This is a genomic window from Micromonospora echinospora (assembly GCF_900091495.1).
Classification (GTDB): Bacteria; Actinomycetota; Actinomycetes; order Mycobacteriales; family Micromonosporaceae; genus Micromonospora; species Micromonospora echinospora.
Genome location: NZ_LT607413.1, coordinates 5,886,092 through 5,901,211, shown reverse-complemented (window position 1 = coordinate 5,901,211; position 15,120 = coordinate 5,886,092). Strand labels below are relative to the sequence as shown.

The window sequence follows — 15,120 nt, the reverse complement described above, 5'->3', positions numbered from 1 at the left end:
CGGGAAGCGCGCCAACGGCGTCCCGACCTGGTTCCGGACGCCCCCGGCCGGGACCGGGCACCGGCCGGATCGGGCCGGTGCCGTCCCGTCAGATCCACCCGGCGTCCTGGGCGACACGGACCGCCTCCACCCGGGTACGCGCGCCCGCCTTCCGGGCGATCCGGCCGAGGTGGTTGCGTACCGTCCCCGGCGAGAGGCCCAGTGAGCCGGCCACCTCCGCGACCGTCGCCCCCGCCGCGGTCAACTCCAGGATCTCGGTCTCCCGCCCGGTGAGCGGGCTGGTCGCGGTGAGCGCGGCGAGCACCAGCTCCGCGTCGACCACCGTCTCTCCCCGGGCGAGCCGGCGCACACCGTCGACCACCCGGTGAGGTGAGACGTCGTTGGCGAGAACGCCGACCGTCCGCCCGCCGGCGAGCACGTGGTGCAGTCCCCGGACCCGACGCCGGTCGGCCAGCACCAGCATCGGGCACGGTCCGACGGTGCCGGCCCCGCCGTCGTCGATCAGGTCGAGGTCGACCACCGCCACGTCGGGCAGCTTCGTCCAGAGCATGGGCTGGATCTCGTCGCCCCGATCCACCTCGGCCACCACGCTGATGTCCTGTTCGGCGGCGAGCACCAGGGCCAACGCACCGCGGATCAGCGTGCCGTCGAGGGCAAGCATGGTACGGATCACGAATTTCCTCCCGAATTGCCGGAAAGCATGGGAAGTTAACGTCGCATCACGCCGATGTAACGTCCGATCGGCATGACGAAACCCGTGGCGAAAAATGAGACTTTGACGGATTCCCCCGTACGGCCCCCCGTCCCTCCCGAATGGACAATACCGAATCAGATGTTCGGCCGGTACCGCTGTCCAGTCGGATGAGTTCCACGATGACCGATGAGGCCGGAAAGTCCTTTGCACGGGACTGAACGGCCTGGACATGCCACCGACGACTACACGCCATCGCCGTTCGGGTCCACCACGCACGGCGGCGGGCGCAACGGGGTCGCGAGGGAGTCCCGGCGGCGGGGTCAGTCGGCCCGACCCCACCACCGGCCCCGCTAGAGCCAGCCCTCGCGCTGGGCGCGGCGGATCGCCTCCATCCGGTTACGGGATCCGGTCTTGCGCAGGATCGCCGACAGATGATTCCGCACCGTCCCGTGCGCCAGGAAGAGCCGGCGGGCGATCTCCTTGAGCGGCAACCCCTCGGCAGCCGCACGCAGCACGTCCAGTTCCCGGGGGGTGAACGGACTCTTCGGCGGGCTCAGCACCGCCACCGCCGCCGTCGGGTCGATGACCCGCTCCCCGGCGGCGAGCGACCGGATCATCCGAACCAACTCCTCCAGCGGCCCGTCCTTGCCGATGAACCCCCGCGCCCCGGCGGACACCGCCGCCTCCAGCACGGAAGGACTCCACCGGTAGCTCATCGCCAGGACCGCCACCTTGGGCGCCTGGCCGGCGATCTCCTCGATCGTCCGGACCAGGCCGGGCGACTCGGGCGACTCCGGCAGCAGATCGAGCACGACGACGTCCGGCGTGGTGCGCCGCACCACGGCGGGCACCTCGCCGACGTCCGCGACCGCCGCCACCACCTCCATGTCCTCCTCGTGGGACAGCACGGCACAGAGCGCACCGCGCAGCAGCCCCATCTCCTCCACCACGACAACGCGGATCACCACGCACTCTCCGATCTCGGGTACGCGTCGCGACGGCCACCCGACCGACTCCCGGAACAGGGGGGCGGGGGCCGGTACGCACGCGGAAAAAGGGGTACGGCCCTCGGGCTCCGCCGCTTCCGAAGCGGACGAATGGAGCCCACGCGACCCGTCGTCGGCCGGACGGCTCCGGGAGCCGGGGCGGACGACGGGAGGGCGTACTCAGCCGGGGCGGGCGGCCACCGTGGGAGATCGGCCCCGGGCAGGTGCCGGCGGCACCTCGGCGAGAGCGTGCCGGACGGTACGGTCCGGGTGGGACGCCTCGGGTGGTAGGGACGCGCCGGCCCGGGGGCCGCTGTCACCGCTGACCCGGTCGTCGCCGGGCGCGACCGGCACATCGGACGAGTCGCCGGACGCCGAGCCGGAGTCCAGGGTCGGCGCGGCCGGCACCATCCGGTGGCCGGACCCGGAGCCGGGCACCCACAACGGGCTCCAGGACTCGCCGCTCCCCGCCGGACCCGACGGACCCGATACTCCATTGTGGACCCAGGGGGGCTGGACGAGCGGACCCGTGACCGGCGGACCATCCGTCGGACTGTCGGGCACGGGCACGGGCACGGGCACGGGCGCGTCGGGCACGGGTGCCGGCACCGGCGCGGCCGGCGGCGGCGATCCCGGTGGGAGCGGCGGGTCGCCGCCACCACCCGGCAGGTCGAGGATCGGAGCGAGCACCCCACCGAGGACGTCGGTGAGCAGATCGAGGATCGGCCGCAGCGCACCGTCCAGCACCCCGACCAGTCGGGGTGGCAGCGGGATCCGACCGGGAGGCGACGCGGGTTCCGGCGCGGACACGGCGGGCCCGTCCACCGGACCGGCCGGCCCGCCGTCCGGCGCCGGTCGGGGTGGCGCGACGGGAACCGGGGGCCGGGGCCGGGTGGTCACCGGCGTGGGTGCGGCTCCGTCCGGGGTGGCCGGCGGAGCGGACACGGGGGGCCGCACCGGCCCGTCGACCGGCGCGACCGGCGGCTCTGCCGGCGGCGCGGCGCGCGACGGCAGGATCCGGGAGACGATCCGGGGCACGACCGGCTCCGGCCGGGGCCGCGTTCCGGTCTCCCGGTCCGACCGGCGGGACAGTGGCGTCTCCCCGATTGCCGGCGACGTCGGGGCCGATCGGGCCGGGGCCACGGGAAGCCGCTTCCGGTCGTCGACAGCGGGCCGTCCGGCCCGCAGGGGAATCCCGGCCGGCGCGGCGGCGGGTTCACGGGACGGCACCGCGAGAATCTCGCCGCGCCCGAGCTGCCGAACGTGGGTCACCACCTCGGCGAGGCGCCCGGGCTCTCCACCAGCCTCGCCGGTCTCCGCGCGAGCCGGGGCAGCGGAGATCGCGACCGCGAGCAGGGCCGCGCCGACCCCGGTCACGACGAGGACAGCCGCGCGGGCGAGGCGGATCCACCCCGTCGAACCGGACGGGGCGTGACGCCCCTGACTCGGGGCCGAGGGGGAGGTGATCGCGGCACGGCGCAACGGGGGACGACCCTTCCGGCGGGAACGTCCGCACATCGTAGCCTCGTGTTCGGACGATCGCACTCAGCGACGTCGTAGGTGACGGAAAACCGACCGCCGCCTCCCCCGGGACATCAGATGCGGGTAATGGGCCCAGCGCGTGGACCCATGACGGCGCGGGCGTCCCGGTCCGGGACGCCCGCGCCGCCGCTCATTCGGCGGGGGTGATCCGCACGGCGGCTTCGAGGGCCGCCGCGATGCCGGCCTCCGCCGACGCCTTGTCGATCCCGAGGCGGGTGAGCACCCCGTCGCCGTCCTCCTGTTCGAGGAGGGCCAGCAGGATGTGCTCGGTGCCGATGTAGTTGTGCCCCAGCCGCAGCGCCTCCCGGAAGGTCAACTCCAGCGTCTTCTTGCCATCGGCGTTGTAGGGGATCAGGTCCGGCACCTCGGGCACCGCCGCCGGCAGCACGGCGGTCACCGCCTCGCGGACCGCCTCCGGGGTGACCCCCTGCGCGGTGATCACCCTGGCCGCCACCGCGTCCGGCTCGGCGAGCAGTCCGAGGACCAGGTGTTCCGGGCCGATCTGGGGATTGCCGGCGGCACGAGCCTCATTCTGCGAGGCCATCACGACGTTACGGGCACGTGGGGTGAACCGGCTGAAGCCCTCGCTCGGGTCCATCGGGGTCTCGCCCCCCTTCGGGACGAACCGCTTCTGGGCGGCCTGCTTGCTGACGCCCATGCTCCGGCCGATCTCGGTCCACGAGGCGCCCGACCGGCGGGCCTGGTCGACGAAGTGGCCGATCAGGTGGTCGGCGACCTCGCCCAGGTGGTCGGCGGCCACCACTGCGCTGGAGAGCTGGTCGAGGGTGTCGGGGTGCACGCGCTTGATCGCCTCGATCAGGTCGTCGAGGCGTACCTGGTTGCTCATCTGGACGGGATTCGTCATACGTCAACCATAGGTTGACGATCTAGCGAAGTCAACCTGCGGTTGACGGACCCCGGACGTCAGGTGTCCGCCGCCGGGTAGGCGCTGATCGCGGCCGGCTCGACGGCAGCCCAGACCGGCGCACCGGCGGTGAGGCGCAACCGGGCGGCGGCGGACGGGGGCACGTCGGCAGCCGCCGGGAGCGGACCGGCCAGGCGTACCCGGAGGTTGTCGCCGTGGCGCTCGACGTCGGCGACGCTGGCCGCCCAGGTGTTGCCCCGGCCCTTCCCCGGCGGCTCGGGGTGGAGCACGACCGCCGACGGCGGGAAGGCGACGAAGGCGTCCCCGTCGCCCCGGTCGGCGGTGGTCAGCGTCAGTCCCTCGCGCAGCCGGACCCGGTTACCGGCGGCGTGCCCGCGATGCAGGTTGAGTCCGACCAGCCGGGCGACGTAGTCGGTGCGGGGACGGGCGGTGACGGTGGCCGCGTCACCCTCCTGCACCACACTCCCCGCCTCGACGACGACCAGCCGGTCGGCGAGCACCAGGGCGTCCAGCGGATCGTGGGTGACCAGCAGGGTCGGCCCCGGGTGCGCGGCCAGGTGCCGCTGGAGTTCGGTCCGGGTGTCCAGACGGGTCCGGGCGTCGAGGGCGGCGAGCGGCTCGTCGAGCAGCAGCAGCGCCGGCCGGACCGCCAACGCCCGGGCCAGCGCGACCCGCTGCGCCTGCCCACCGGAGAGTTCCCGGGGCCGGCAGGCGGCGTGTCCGGCCAGACCGACCCGGTCGAGCCACTGCCGGGCCATGGCACGGGCCGCCCGCCGGTCGAGCCCCTGCCGGCGGGGCCCGAACGCCACGTTCTCCTCCGCGCTGAGGTGCGGAAAGAGCAGGTAGTCCTGGAACACCACGCCGACCCGGCGGCGCTCCGGCGGCGTCCACGACCCCTCGGCGGGACGGTCGAGGTCCCGGCCGTCGAGGGTGACGTGCCCGGCGGTCAGCGGTCGCAGCCCGGCAAGGGCCCGCAGGGCGGTGGTCTTGCCGGCCCCGTTCGGGCCCAGCAGCGCGACCACCTCACCGGAAGCGACCCGCAACCGCACGTCGAGACGGAACCCGCCCCGGTCGACGACAAGGTGGGCGTCCAGGCCGCCGCTCACCGGACGGCCCACCGGTCGCGCAACGCGGCGAGGATGGTGACCGAGACGACCAACAGCACCAGACTCAGCACGATCGCCGCCTCCAGGTCGGTCTCCAGCGCCAGGTAGACCGCCAACGGCATGGTCTGCGTGGTGCCCGGGAAGTTGCCGGCGAAGGTGATGGTCGCGCCGAACTCGCCGAGCGCACGGGCCCAGCAGAGCACCGCCCCAGCGGTCACCCCGGGCGCCACCAGCGGCAGGGTGACCCGGGTGAAGGTACTCCAGCGACCGGCGCCCAGGGTCGCGGCGGCCTCCTCGAAGCGGCGGTCCGCGCCGCGCAGGGCCCCCTCCACCGCGACGACCAGGAAGGGCATCGCCACGAACGCCTCGGCGAGCACCACCCCGGCGGTGGTGAACGGCAGCGTGACGCCGAACGTCTCGTCGAGCCAACCGCCGAGCAGGCCCCGCCGGCCGAAGACCAGCAGCAACGCCACCCCGCCCACCACCGGGGGCAACACCATCGGCACGGTGACCAGGGCGCGGACCACCCGCCGGCCGGGGAACTCGACCCGGGCCAGCAACCAGGCCAGCGGCACACCGAGCAGCAGGCACAGCAGCGTGGCCAGGGTCGCCGAGACCAGCGAGAGCCGCAGGGCGGTGAGCAGGCCGGGCTCGGTCAGCCGGCCCGGCAGGTCCGACCAGGGCGCCCGGACCAACAGTCCGACCAGCGGCAGCACCAGCAGGAGCAGGCCGAGGGCGGCCGGCACGAGCAGCCCGACCGGCACCTGCCACCGTACGGCCCGGGGGGCACGCAACCGCATCGGCGCTACGGGGACTGCAGGCCGGCGGCGGTGAGTGCCGTCCGGCCCCGCTCGGACCGTACGTGGTCGACGAAGGCGCGCGCCCCGGAGCGGTTCGGGGCGTCGGCGAGCACGACGATCGGATAGTCGTTGACCGCGCGGGCCGACTCGGGGAACTCGACGCCCTGCACGTCGTCCGAGCCCCGGACGTCACTGCGGTAGACCAGGGCGGCGTCCACCTCACCGAGGGTGACCTTGGACAGCGCGCCCCGGACGTCCTGTTCCAGGGTGACCGGGGTGAGCGCGACCCCGGCGGCGTCGAGCGCGGTGCGCGCCGCCGCACCGCAGGGCACCTGCTCGGCGCAGAGCGCGACCTTCGTCCCGGGTCTCGTCAGGTCGGCCAGCCCGGCGACCCCGGCCGGGTTGCCCTTCGGCACCGCGATGACCAACTGGTTGCGGGCGAAGACGACCGGCGTGCCGTCGCCGTTGCCCGCGTCGGTGACGGTCCGCATCGGGGCGGGCGCCGCCGAGGCGAACACGTCGGCCGGAGCCCCCTGGTTGATCTGCGTGGCCAGGGCCGAGCTGCCGGCGAAGGTCAGGCGCACCCGGGTGCCCGGCCGGTCGGCCTCGAAGTCCCCGGCGATCGTGGTGAACGCGTCGGTCAGGGACGCCGCCGCGAAGACGGTGACGGTCTCCCCGGGCGCGTCGGCGGGGTCACCGCCGCCACACCCGGCCAACACGGCCGACGCGACCACGCCGGCCAGGATGCCGCGCACCCTCACGATCCCGCCCTCCCCCGCGCCACCGACGGGCGTTCCACCACCACCGTGGTCGACTTGATCACCGCGACCGCCACCGCGCCGACCCGCAGGTCCAACTCGTCGACGGCCTCCCGGCTCATCAGCGACACGATCCGGAACGGGCCGGCCTGGATGTCGACCTGTGCCATCACCGCGTCCTTCGTCACGGCGGTGACGATGCCCCGCAACCGGTTGCGCGCCGAGGAGAACTCCGACCGGTCGTCGGGCTCGGCGGCCTGGGCCCGGACGAACGCGGCCAGCTCCACCCCGTCGATCACCCGGTGACCGTGTGTGTCCCGCCCGGCCGGCAACCGTCCCCCGTCGACCCAACGGCGAACGGTGTCGGCGCTCACGCCGAGCAGCTCGGCGGCCTCCCCGATCCGGTAGCTCGTCACCGGGACACTCTAACGCCCGCATCTGCCACCCGATGCACCTGACCACCCTTGCAGAAGTCAGCAATGAGCCCGCAAACCCCCGGCAGATGCTAGGCCGCCCGGCCCGGGTGGTAGCAGGGGTCCCCTGTTACCGCTTTCTGCCGAACAGGGGACCCCTGCTACCACAGCGAGGCACCGATGGCAGGCGGTGACAGGTCGCCACCGACCCGGGGTGCCGGAGGTCGAGGCGCAAGCCGTTCGGGATCCGTACGACCTGGGTCGACTGCTCCGGCTGCACCCCGGGGCGTCGAACCCACCCGAGCATCAGACGTTCTGCCGCTCGCACACCCTCACCGAATCGACCCGATGCTGACCACTGCGTTTCACGAACCAGAGGTAGGCCGCCACCAGAATCAGCAGAACCGACGACAGAACGAGAGAGACACCAGTCGCGACGGCCGGAACCTTCGGATCCTGGAACAGGCTGACGAAGACGTACACCTGGAACAACACGAGAGCAGCGACGCTTGCCGAGGCGTCCACCATTCTGGTCATCTGGTGCAGGCGATCGACACCCGGATGCTCGGTCGCATCGAGTCGCGTACGGCTGGCATGGGTCAGCATCGGTCCCCTCCAGGGGGTGAGCAAGGGAGACAGGCCGGACGCGTACCAGTTCGGAAGATGCCGCCTGACCACCTCCTCGAAGACCCGACGGTAGAAGGCGGACAGGCGCATGATGGCGACAGCGCGAAGCACCATCAGCATCATGGCGACCGGGACGACGAGCCGGAGCGGTGAGATGTCGTTGACCTTCATTCCCAGCAGTTCAGCTTCGAGAATCTTGCTGTGCGAAAGGAAGACGAACACCGCCGCGAGGGCGACTCCTCGGGAAATCGCTCTGGTCGCATCCCGCCCCTGGGCTTCCTGAATCTGCATGAGACGTGTCAGGAAGAGTCGTACATCCTCGTCGTCGACGTCATCGCCCTTGAGAAGCTTGCCTACCCGCTGCTCAATCGTCAGTCGATCCACAGGCATGCACGCTATCTCCCCGGCACAACGACGAATACGACGAGCCTATTTTGGTCCTGCGTGGCGGTTGGCCCGCACGACCGCGTGACGCGGGGCGGGCAGCATCGTCGACCGGCCGCGACGTCCACCCCGTCGATCATGGAGTTGTGGCGCACGATCAGCGGGCGCGCCCGTCGATCGGTCGGTCGTCGGCAGCGACGAAGGGCGAGGCGAAAATGACGTACGCCTCCGGCATGATCGCTCCCTGTGGCGAACTACACCGAACTTCTTGCGCGGATTGCCGACCGGGCTCGCGAGGACGAGCCGACGACACCGCTCACCGCCGGCCTGCCAGCCCCACTGTCCCCGGACCTGATCGACAGCGCGGAAGAGCGGCTGGGATTCCCGCTGCATCCCCTACTCGCGACGATCTACCGGGACTTCTCGAACGGTGGCTTCGGCCCCGGCGAACAGCTCTTCAGCCTGACGGACGGCCCGACCTCGGAGAAGGCGGTCGAATGCTACCTCCAGGCGCGGGCCCGGTACGCCGGCACCGAGTGGGCCTGGCCGGAAGGGGTCCTGCCGATCCTGACCTGGGGTTGCGGCATGTTCGCGTGTGTCGACTGCCGAAGCGAGCAGGGAACCGTTCTCCTGTTCGAACCCAATCCGGGGGATCCCGATGCGGCCTGGTGGATCGACTCCCCCAGCCTGGCGGCGTGGTTCGAACACTACGTCGACGACACGGGCTGGTGGGTCAAGGCCGAGGAAGGCGAGGACTTCGACGAGATGGCACCCTGGCCGGACGCACGGGAACGCGCGGCCACCTGACCGCCGAGGTCCGGTGGGCGGGCTGGACGATTCCCGAGCGAAAGGGAACGCGGCACCAGCGGAAAGCGACGGATAGTCGCTTCTCGATCGTGCAACGGTTAACGTGACGAAGCGGTGCCCCCGTGACAGGGCATCCGGGGATCGTGACGGCCAGAGAGGCAGCGACATGTCCGGCGCGCAGCTGTACGACACCATCGGAGCGACGTACACCGTGACGCGGCGCACCGAGCCGCGTATCGCCGCACGGGTCTGGGCTGCGCTCGGCGACGCGCGCACGGTGTTGAACGTCGGGGCCGGCACCGGCTCCTACGAGCCCACCGACCGGTACGTCCTCGCGGTGGAACCGTCGGCGCTCATGCGGTCGCAGCGTCTTCCGGGAGCGCCGCCGTGCCTGGTGGGATCGGCCGAACGCCTGCCGTTCGACGACCAGTCCTTCGACGCGGCGATGGCCTTCGCGACCGTCCACCACTGGCCGGACCTGATCGCGGGTCTGCGCGAGATGCAGCGCGTCGCCCGCCGCGTGGTGGTGTTCACGCACGACACCAGTGACGCCGGATGGCTCCGGCGCTTCTGGCTGACGCGCGACTACCTGCCCGAGGTCGCGGACCTCGTTGCCGGCCGACCCTCGCTGACCGAACTGGCCGACGCGATCGGGGCCCGCACGGAGCCGGTGCCCGTCCCGTGGGACTGCGTCGACGGCTTCTTCGAGGCCTACTGGCGGCGACCCAAGGCGTATCTCGACGAGAACGTCCGTCGCGGAGTGTCGGTCTGGACCAGGGTCGGTCCGGAGGCCGAGCAGCGGGCAGTGCACGACCTCCGGACCGACCTCGCCTCGGGCCGCTGGGCGGAACGCAACCGCGAACTCGTCGACCTCGACGCCGCCGAGCTCGGCCTTCGCCTGCTCGTCGCCTGATCCCGCCACGCCCGGGCACGACGTCAGCTCCCCCGCCACGGGCCCCTGGTCGCGCGTCCACGATCAGTGATTCGAGCATCTTCGGTACGGCCCGCTGCCACAATCTGCCCTGTGGTGGGTGAGGAGGACGGAACATCCGACGACAGGCCGGCGCGAGCGCCGCGCGGCGTTCGACCGCTCCGCGAGGGCGTCGGCGTAACCAGCGTGGAACTCTTCTTCGATCTGGTGTTCGTCCTCGCATTCATCCAGGTCGTCGAGTTGATGGACGACGACTTCACCGGTCACGGTGTGCTCAACGGGATGCTCGCGCTGGCCCTGCTGTGGTCGACGTGGTCCATCTATGCCTGGTTGGGCAACAGCCTCCAGACCCGGGTCGGGCTGATCCGGATCGCGCTGCTGTTCGTCACGGTGGTCACCCTGGTGATGGCGGTGGCGGTCCGGCAGGCGTTCACCGACCTCCGGGGCGCGGCAATCTCCGGTCCGGTGGTGTTCGTGGCGTGCTTCGTGGTCGTTCGGCTGGTGCACCTGGCGCTGCGTTGGTACGCCGTTCCCGACACGAGACCGCGCATCGTCCTGGTGATCGCCGCGCCGCTGTTCGTCGCTTCCGTCCTCCTGCTCTCCGCCGCCGTCGTGCCGCAGCGACTGTTCGACGACCCGTGGCTGGTCAGGGCCAGCCAGACCGGGCTCTGGGTGCTCGCCGTCATCATCGACTACGGCCGCGCGCTGGTGATGCGGTCGTGGGGGTGGCACATCATCTCGGCCCGGCACTGGGCGGAGCGGCACGGCCTCATCGTGCTCGTCGCCCTGGGCGAGACGCTCATCGCGGTTGGCCTGACCAGCAGCAGCGTGCCGATGACGGGATCGCTCATCGCGGCCCTCGTCTTCGCCATCGTCACCGCCGCCGCACTGGGCTGGACATACTTCGACGTCGTCGCGATCGCCGCCGAACGGACGCTGATCCAGAACCCCGTCCAGCGCCGGGTCGCCTACGCCCGCGACGCCTACAGCTACCTGCATCTGCCGATGATCGCCGGCATCATGCTGTTCGCCGTCGGACTGCACAAGGTAGTGGAGATCATCAAGGCCAACGAACTGGTCCGTTCGCCCGTGCAGCTGGAGGGCCTGGCCTCCTACGCCCTCTACGGTGGAGCAGCCCTGTTCCTGCTCTCCCACGTCGGCTTCCAACTGCGGATCACCCGCCTGCTCAAACGGGTCGTCTTGCCGCGACTCATCACCGCAGCGCTGCTCGTGGCGCTCGTCCCGGCCGCCGGCCAGCTGTCGGCGGTGGTGGCGCTCGGCCTGCTGGCGGCCATCTGTGTCAGCCTGGTCGTCACGGAGGTCCTCGTCGCCAGTCGGCAGCGCAGAGAACTGCGCGAGGCCGCTCTGGCCGGGGGCTTCCGGCCAGAGGGCCTCTAGATCGGACCGGCGTCGTCCGAACGGCCAGCTCGGGACCGTCGTGATCGGAATCTGGGGTCAGACGCCCGGTGTCGTCTCGGCCGGGTGGGGTGGCACTTCGCCTGCCGAAGTGCTTCGGCGGTGCGGAGAACGTCGCGGGCGGCGACGGGGAGATGAGCGACGACATGGAACGAGCCGACCCCGCCCGGGTCACGATGCTCTACGTCCTGCACGACACCCAGGAAACCCGCACCACCGCCGTCACCGAATACGAAGCCGGCGAAACCCTCGAAGCCGCCGCCACCCAGTTGGTCATCCACCTGTGGCCGTTCACCGGCCGGGAATCGCCAGATCGGCGGAGATCGCGTCGGCCAGCGCGGTCAACTGGGCGGACGGCTGCATGACACACATTGTCGGATACCGATTAAAGGGGAACCTGTGCCTGGCGGCCGTCACCGGGCTTGCCCTACCGTCGCCACATGGTCTCGCGTCGATCAATTCTGCGGTCGGTGCCACTCGCGGCCGCTGCCCTTACCGCCGCCCCAGGTCATCCCCGTCGGCCCGGCGCGCCGTCGACGGATACGGTACGCATACCCCCCGACCCCGCCACGATGCAGGCCGCCGCGGCCGCCGTACGCGGCTTCACAGCCGACCTCTACCGCACTCTGGCGTCGTCCCGCGCAGGCGGCAATGTGGTGTGCGCGCCGTACTCGGTCGGGCTCGCGCTCGCGATGACCAGGGCGGGCGCCGGCGCGACCACGGCGGACGAGATGGACACGGTGCTCCACGCGCCGTATCCGCGGCCCAGCGCGCTCGACAGCGGGTTCAACACCGTCGACCAGACGCTCACTGGCCGGTACCAAGACGGTGACGGAATCAAGCAGCCTCGGCTGACCACGGCCAACGCCCTGTGGACACGCCTCGACCTGGTCCTGCGGCCCGGGTTCCGGGACACCCTGGCCGGCTACTACGGTGCCGCGCCGCACCCGGTCGACTTCCGTGGCGCGCCGGAGGTGGCCCGCCAGGAGATCAACGCCTGGGTGTCCGATCGGACCAACGCGAAGATCCCGGAGTTGTTGAAGTCCGGCGTCGTGAGCGCCGACACCAGCCTGATGCTGACCAACACGACCTACCTCAGGGCGGCATGGAAGTACCCGTTCACCGTGACGGCCACGGCGGCGGGGCCGTTCACCCGGGATGACGGCACCGTTGTGGACGTTCCGGTCATGCGTGGGCCCTTCGACAGGATGGGGTACCTCGAAGGGGACGGGTGGCGTGCGGTCGACGTGCCGTACTCGGGCGACGGGCTTGCCATGGCGATCGTCATGCCGACCCGGGACGATCTCGCGGCGGTCGAGGCGAAGCTCGATGCGACATGGCTCGGCGCATTGCTGACCGGGTTCCGAACCACCGACGTCCAACTGCGCCTGCCCCGGTGGACGTTCCGCCTACCAGTCGAGCTGCGTGCCGCACTGGGCAGCCTCGGCATGCCCACGGCATTCACGTCACAGGCCGACTTCACCGCCATGAGCACCGAACCGGCCCTGCGCATCGACGACGTGGCGCACGAGACGTTCATCGCGGTGGACGAGAAGGGCACCGAGGCCGCAGCCGCGTCGGCCGTCATCATCCGGCCGCCGTCGATCCCGCAAGGGCCGCAGTTCTTCGTCAACCGGCCATTCCTGTACGTCGTCCACGACCGGCTCACCGGCGTACCACTGTTCCTCGGCCGGGTCCACGACCCGCTGGTCACCGGCCCCGCCTGACCGGACCGGAATCAGCCGACGCCGCCGGTTCATCCGCGCCGCGAGCCGGGGACACTCGTGACCCTCGGGACGAGCGGATCGCGGCAAGTCAGGATGTCGACGGTGGTTGGCGGTGATGACAAGGCCGAAGGTCAAGCATCAACGTAGCGCCCTGCCGGAACTCAGACAGCAGACGCTCGGGGCCAACGGCGTCTGTGATGATGCCGTGGGCAATGTGCACCGCGTCAGTGAAGCGCTCCGCCGAGACGGGCCGACCTCCCTCAACTAACCGGACATGAGGCGGCCGAAGAGCGCTGCCAGTCAAGGTCGCGAGTACATCCGTCACCCCGAAAAAGTCGGCCGTGGCATCCCGCCAGGTAGCTCTGGGCAGGATCGGAGTACGCGCCCAGTAGTCCAGGTGCCCTTGTCTTCGACGAATGGGTGAGAATCGGATCAGAGATCATAATGCTTCGTGGACATTACGGGCGAGCAGATCGGTGCTCGCTTCCGCATCTTCCTCAGGTCGGGTGGTCGGCGTTGTCCGGAGCTTGATCGCCGCGTATCCGGCGGCCACCAGGAGCGCGACTGACGGCAGCGCGATGCCCCAGCGGACACCAAGGTATTCGGCGATAGCACCCACGACGACGGCCCCGGGAGGGATGAACCCCATATACGCAGCGTTATAGGCAGCCAGCGCCGGTCCCTGCTCGCTGTCAGTGGCGCGGTGTTGGATGAAAACGACGACGGTCGTGGTGAAAAGGGAAAGCGCCATTCCAACGCCGGCCATCGCGGCACCAAACCAGACGGAATTAGTGGCCATCGCGGCGAACAGAGCCATAACTCCAAACGCAGTTGACCAGGTCACGTACTCGCCGGTGGTGGGTGCGGAACGCCGGGCCGAGACGACGCTACCAACGATCGCACCTACTGCAGTGCACATGCCGATCAACCCGTAGGTAACGGAGTCGTCATGCAAAACCGTGACAACCATCAACGGGCCGGTGATCTGGAACTGGTAGGCGAAACCGCCAAGCAGCAAGGTGAGCAGAAGCGCTGGACGGATCGCCTGGGGGATCCGGGTGAGCCGCGCCCCGCCGCTGGATCTTTGGCCGGTGACCGTCGCGCCACCGATCGAATCGCCACGCACGCGTCGCACGTAATTCAGAGAGAAGACCACCGCCAGGTACGACACGGCGTTGAGGAGAAACACCCACCCCTCGCCGATGCCGGCAATCAGGAATCCGGCCGCAGCCGGGCCGACGATACGGGCCCCGCCTACGGCCGTGGAGTAGGTGCCAACCGCACGACGCAACCGCTCAATACCGACGAGATCCTTCATGAACATTTGTCGCGCTGGAGAATCGACCACGTGGACACACCCGAGCAGCAAGGCCGTCGCGCCGATCCACCAGACACTAGCCCAGCCGAAGATGAGCAACGGCACCGCAAGCAGGACTGACACCGCCATCTGAGCAAACTGGGTGATAAGGAGCGTGCGGTGACGTGACATCCGACCGACCGCCCGCCCAACCGGTCGGCTCAACACCAGCATGGGCACGAACTGGACCGCCGCCACGAGGGACAGGACTAGAGCGTTTCCTTCCGCCACTCGGTTGACCAGCCAGTAGAGCGCGGTGTATTCCATGAACGTCCCGAAGCTCGACACCGCTTGGCCAGCGACATAGGCCCTAAAAGCCCTGTCACCTGCTAGCCCTCGGTGGGGGCTGTTCCCCGATGCTTCCATCCGCACTCCCACTGACAGCCAACCTCGGATATTTGTGATCGGAGGGTAGCAGAGAGTGTCGGCCGGCTGCGGATAGCCCGCCTGCGCCGAGCACATAGACGGAGAACTACTCGTTGCGCGCCACCCCGAGCGCCTTCCCCAGAGCGGTGTCGAAAAATGCGGCGTTCGCCAAAACGGGATCTGATCGCCCCCTTCCTGGTCCAACGACAGATCAAGTTATCGGCTCGACGCACTTCATGTAGCCCTCCGAAAGGCGCCGGGGCAGGGCCAGAAGCCCAGCCCCGGCACTCGTCATCAGACGCTCGAATGGTCGAGCAGCT

13 protein-coding genes and 2 pseudogenes are annotated in these 15,120 nt (G+C 70.5%); 5 read left to right on the top strand and 10 right to left on the bottom strand.

What is annotated here, in order from left to right; translation table 11 throughout:
• Positions 1-88 precede the first annotated feature (88 nt).
• From GA0070618_RS25370 to GA0070618_RS25330, 9 genes are all read right to left on the bottom strand, one after another.
• Positions 89-673, bottom strand: coding sequence for a response regulator transcription factor (locus GA0070618_RS25370; protein WP_088983865.1), 585 nt, complete (start codon positions 671-673; stop codon positions 89-91).
• A gap of 371 nt (positions 674-1,044) precedes the next feature.
• Positions 1,045-1,662, bottom strand: a complete 618-nt coding sequence (locus tag GA0070618_RS25365; protein ID WP_088983864.1) for a response regulator transcription factor — start codon at positions 1,660-1,662, stop codon at positions 1,045-1,047.
• Between the two features lie 198 nt (positions 1,663-1,860).
• Positions 1,861-3,198 carry a hypothetical protein gene (locus GA0070618_RS25360; RefSeq protein WP_143740304.1) on the bottom strand — a complete coding sequence of 446 codons (1,338 nt, stop codon included), beginning with the start codon at positions 3,196-3,198 and terminating at the stop codon, positions 1,861-1,863.
• A 154-nt stretch (positions 3,199-3,352) separates the two neighbouring features.
• Entirely contained in the window at positions 3,353-4,087 is a 735-nt protein-coding gene (locus tag GA0070618_RS25355) for a Clp protease N-terminal domain-containing protein (RefSeq protein WP_088983862.1), read from the bottom strand.
• A gap of 59 nt (positions 4,088-4,146) precedes the next feature.
• A complete protein-coding gene (locus GA0070618_RS25350) occupies positions 4,147-5,214 on the bottom strand; it encodes an ABC transporter ATP-binding protein (protein WP_088985828.1) in 1,068 nt (355 codons plus the stop codon).
• On the bottom strand, positions 5,211-6,014 hold the full coding sequence (locus GA0070618_RS25345; protein ID WP_088983861.1) for an ABC transporter permease: 804 nt from the start codon (positions 6,012-6,014) through the stop codon (positions 5,211-5,213). Before GA0070618_RS25345 ends, GA0070618_RS25350 begins: the two co-directional genes overlap by 4 nt.
• Before the next feature lie 5 nt (positions 6,015-6,019).
• Complete coding sequence (modA, locus tag GA0070618_RS25340) at positions 6,020-6,775, bottom strand: molybdate ABC transporter substrate-binding protein (protein WP_088983860.1); 756 nt, start codon at positions 6,773-6,775, stop codon at positions 6,020-6,022.
• Positions 6,772-7,188, bottom strand: coding sequence for a TOBE domain-containing protein (locus GA0070618_RS25335; protein WP_088983859.1), 417 nt, complete (start codon positions 7,186-7,188; stop codon positions 6,772-6,774). Before GA0070618_RS25335 ends, modA begins: the two co-directional genes overlap by 4 nt.
• A 303-nt stretch (positions 7,189-7,491) precedes the next feature.
• Positions 7,492-8,196, bottom strand: coding sequence for a hypothetical protein (locus tag GA0070618_RS25330; protein WP_088983858.1), 705 nt, complete (start codon positions 8,194-8,196; stop codon positions 7,492-7,494).
• A 246-nt stretch (positions 8,197-8,442) separates the two neighbouring features.
• On the opposite strand from GA0070618_RS25330, the gene GA0070618_RS25325 reads away from it, so the two are divergent.
• The 5 genes and pseudogenes from GA0070618_RS25325 (at position 8,443) to GA0070618_RS25305 (ending at position 13,077) form a co-directional block, all read left to right on the top strand.
• Positions 8,443-9,003, top strand: coding sequence for an SMI1/KNR4 family protein (locus tag GA0070618_RS25325; RefSeq protein WP_088983857.1), 561 nt, complete (start codon positions 8,443-8,445; stop codon positions 9,001-9,003).
• Positions 9,004-9,175: 172 nt separating this feature from the next.
• A pseudogene (locus tag GA0070618_RS25320) lies at positions 9,176-9,916 on the top strand (class I SAM-dependent methyltransferase); the annotation flags it as partial.
• Between the two features lie 204 nt (positions 9,917-10,120).
• Positions 10,121-11,332: a low temperature requirement protein A gene (locus GA0070618_RS25315; protein ID WP_157749010.1), complete on the top strand. Its 1,212-nt coding sequence runs from the start codon at positions 10,121-10,123 to the stop codon at positions 11,330-11,332.
• 146 nt (positions 11,333-11,478) lie between these two features.
• Positions 11,479-11,607 (top strand): annotated as a pseudogene (locus GA0070618_RS35655) (HD domain-containing protein); the annotation flags it as partial.
• 315 nt (positions 11,608-11,922) lie between these two features.
• The gene (locus tag GA0070618_RS25305) at positions 11,923-13,077 is read left to right on the top strand and encodes a serpin family protein (protein ID WP_157749009.1); all 1,155 of its coding nucleotides are present in this window, start codon (positions 11,923-11,925) and stop codon (positions 13,075-13,077) included.
• Between the two features lie 439 nt (positions 13,078-13,516).
• Here the strand turns inward: GA0070618_RS25305 and GA0070618_RS25300 are convergent, their stop codons facing one another.
• On the bottom strand, positions 13,517-14,800 hold the full coding sequence (locus GA0070618_RS25300) for an MFS transporter (protein ID WP_269148439.1): 1,284 nt from the start codon (positions 14,798-14,800) through the stop codon (positions 13,517-13,519).
• Positions 14,801-15,120: the final 320 nt, after the last annotated feature.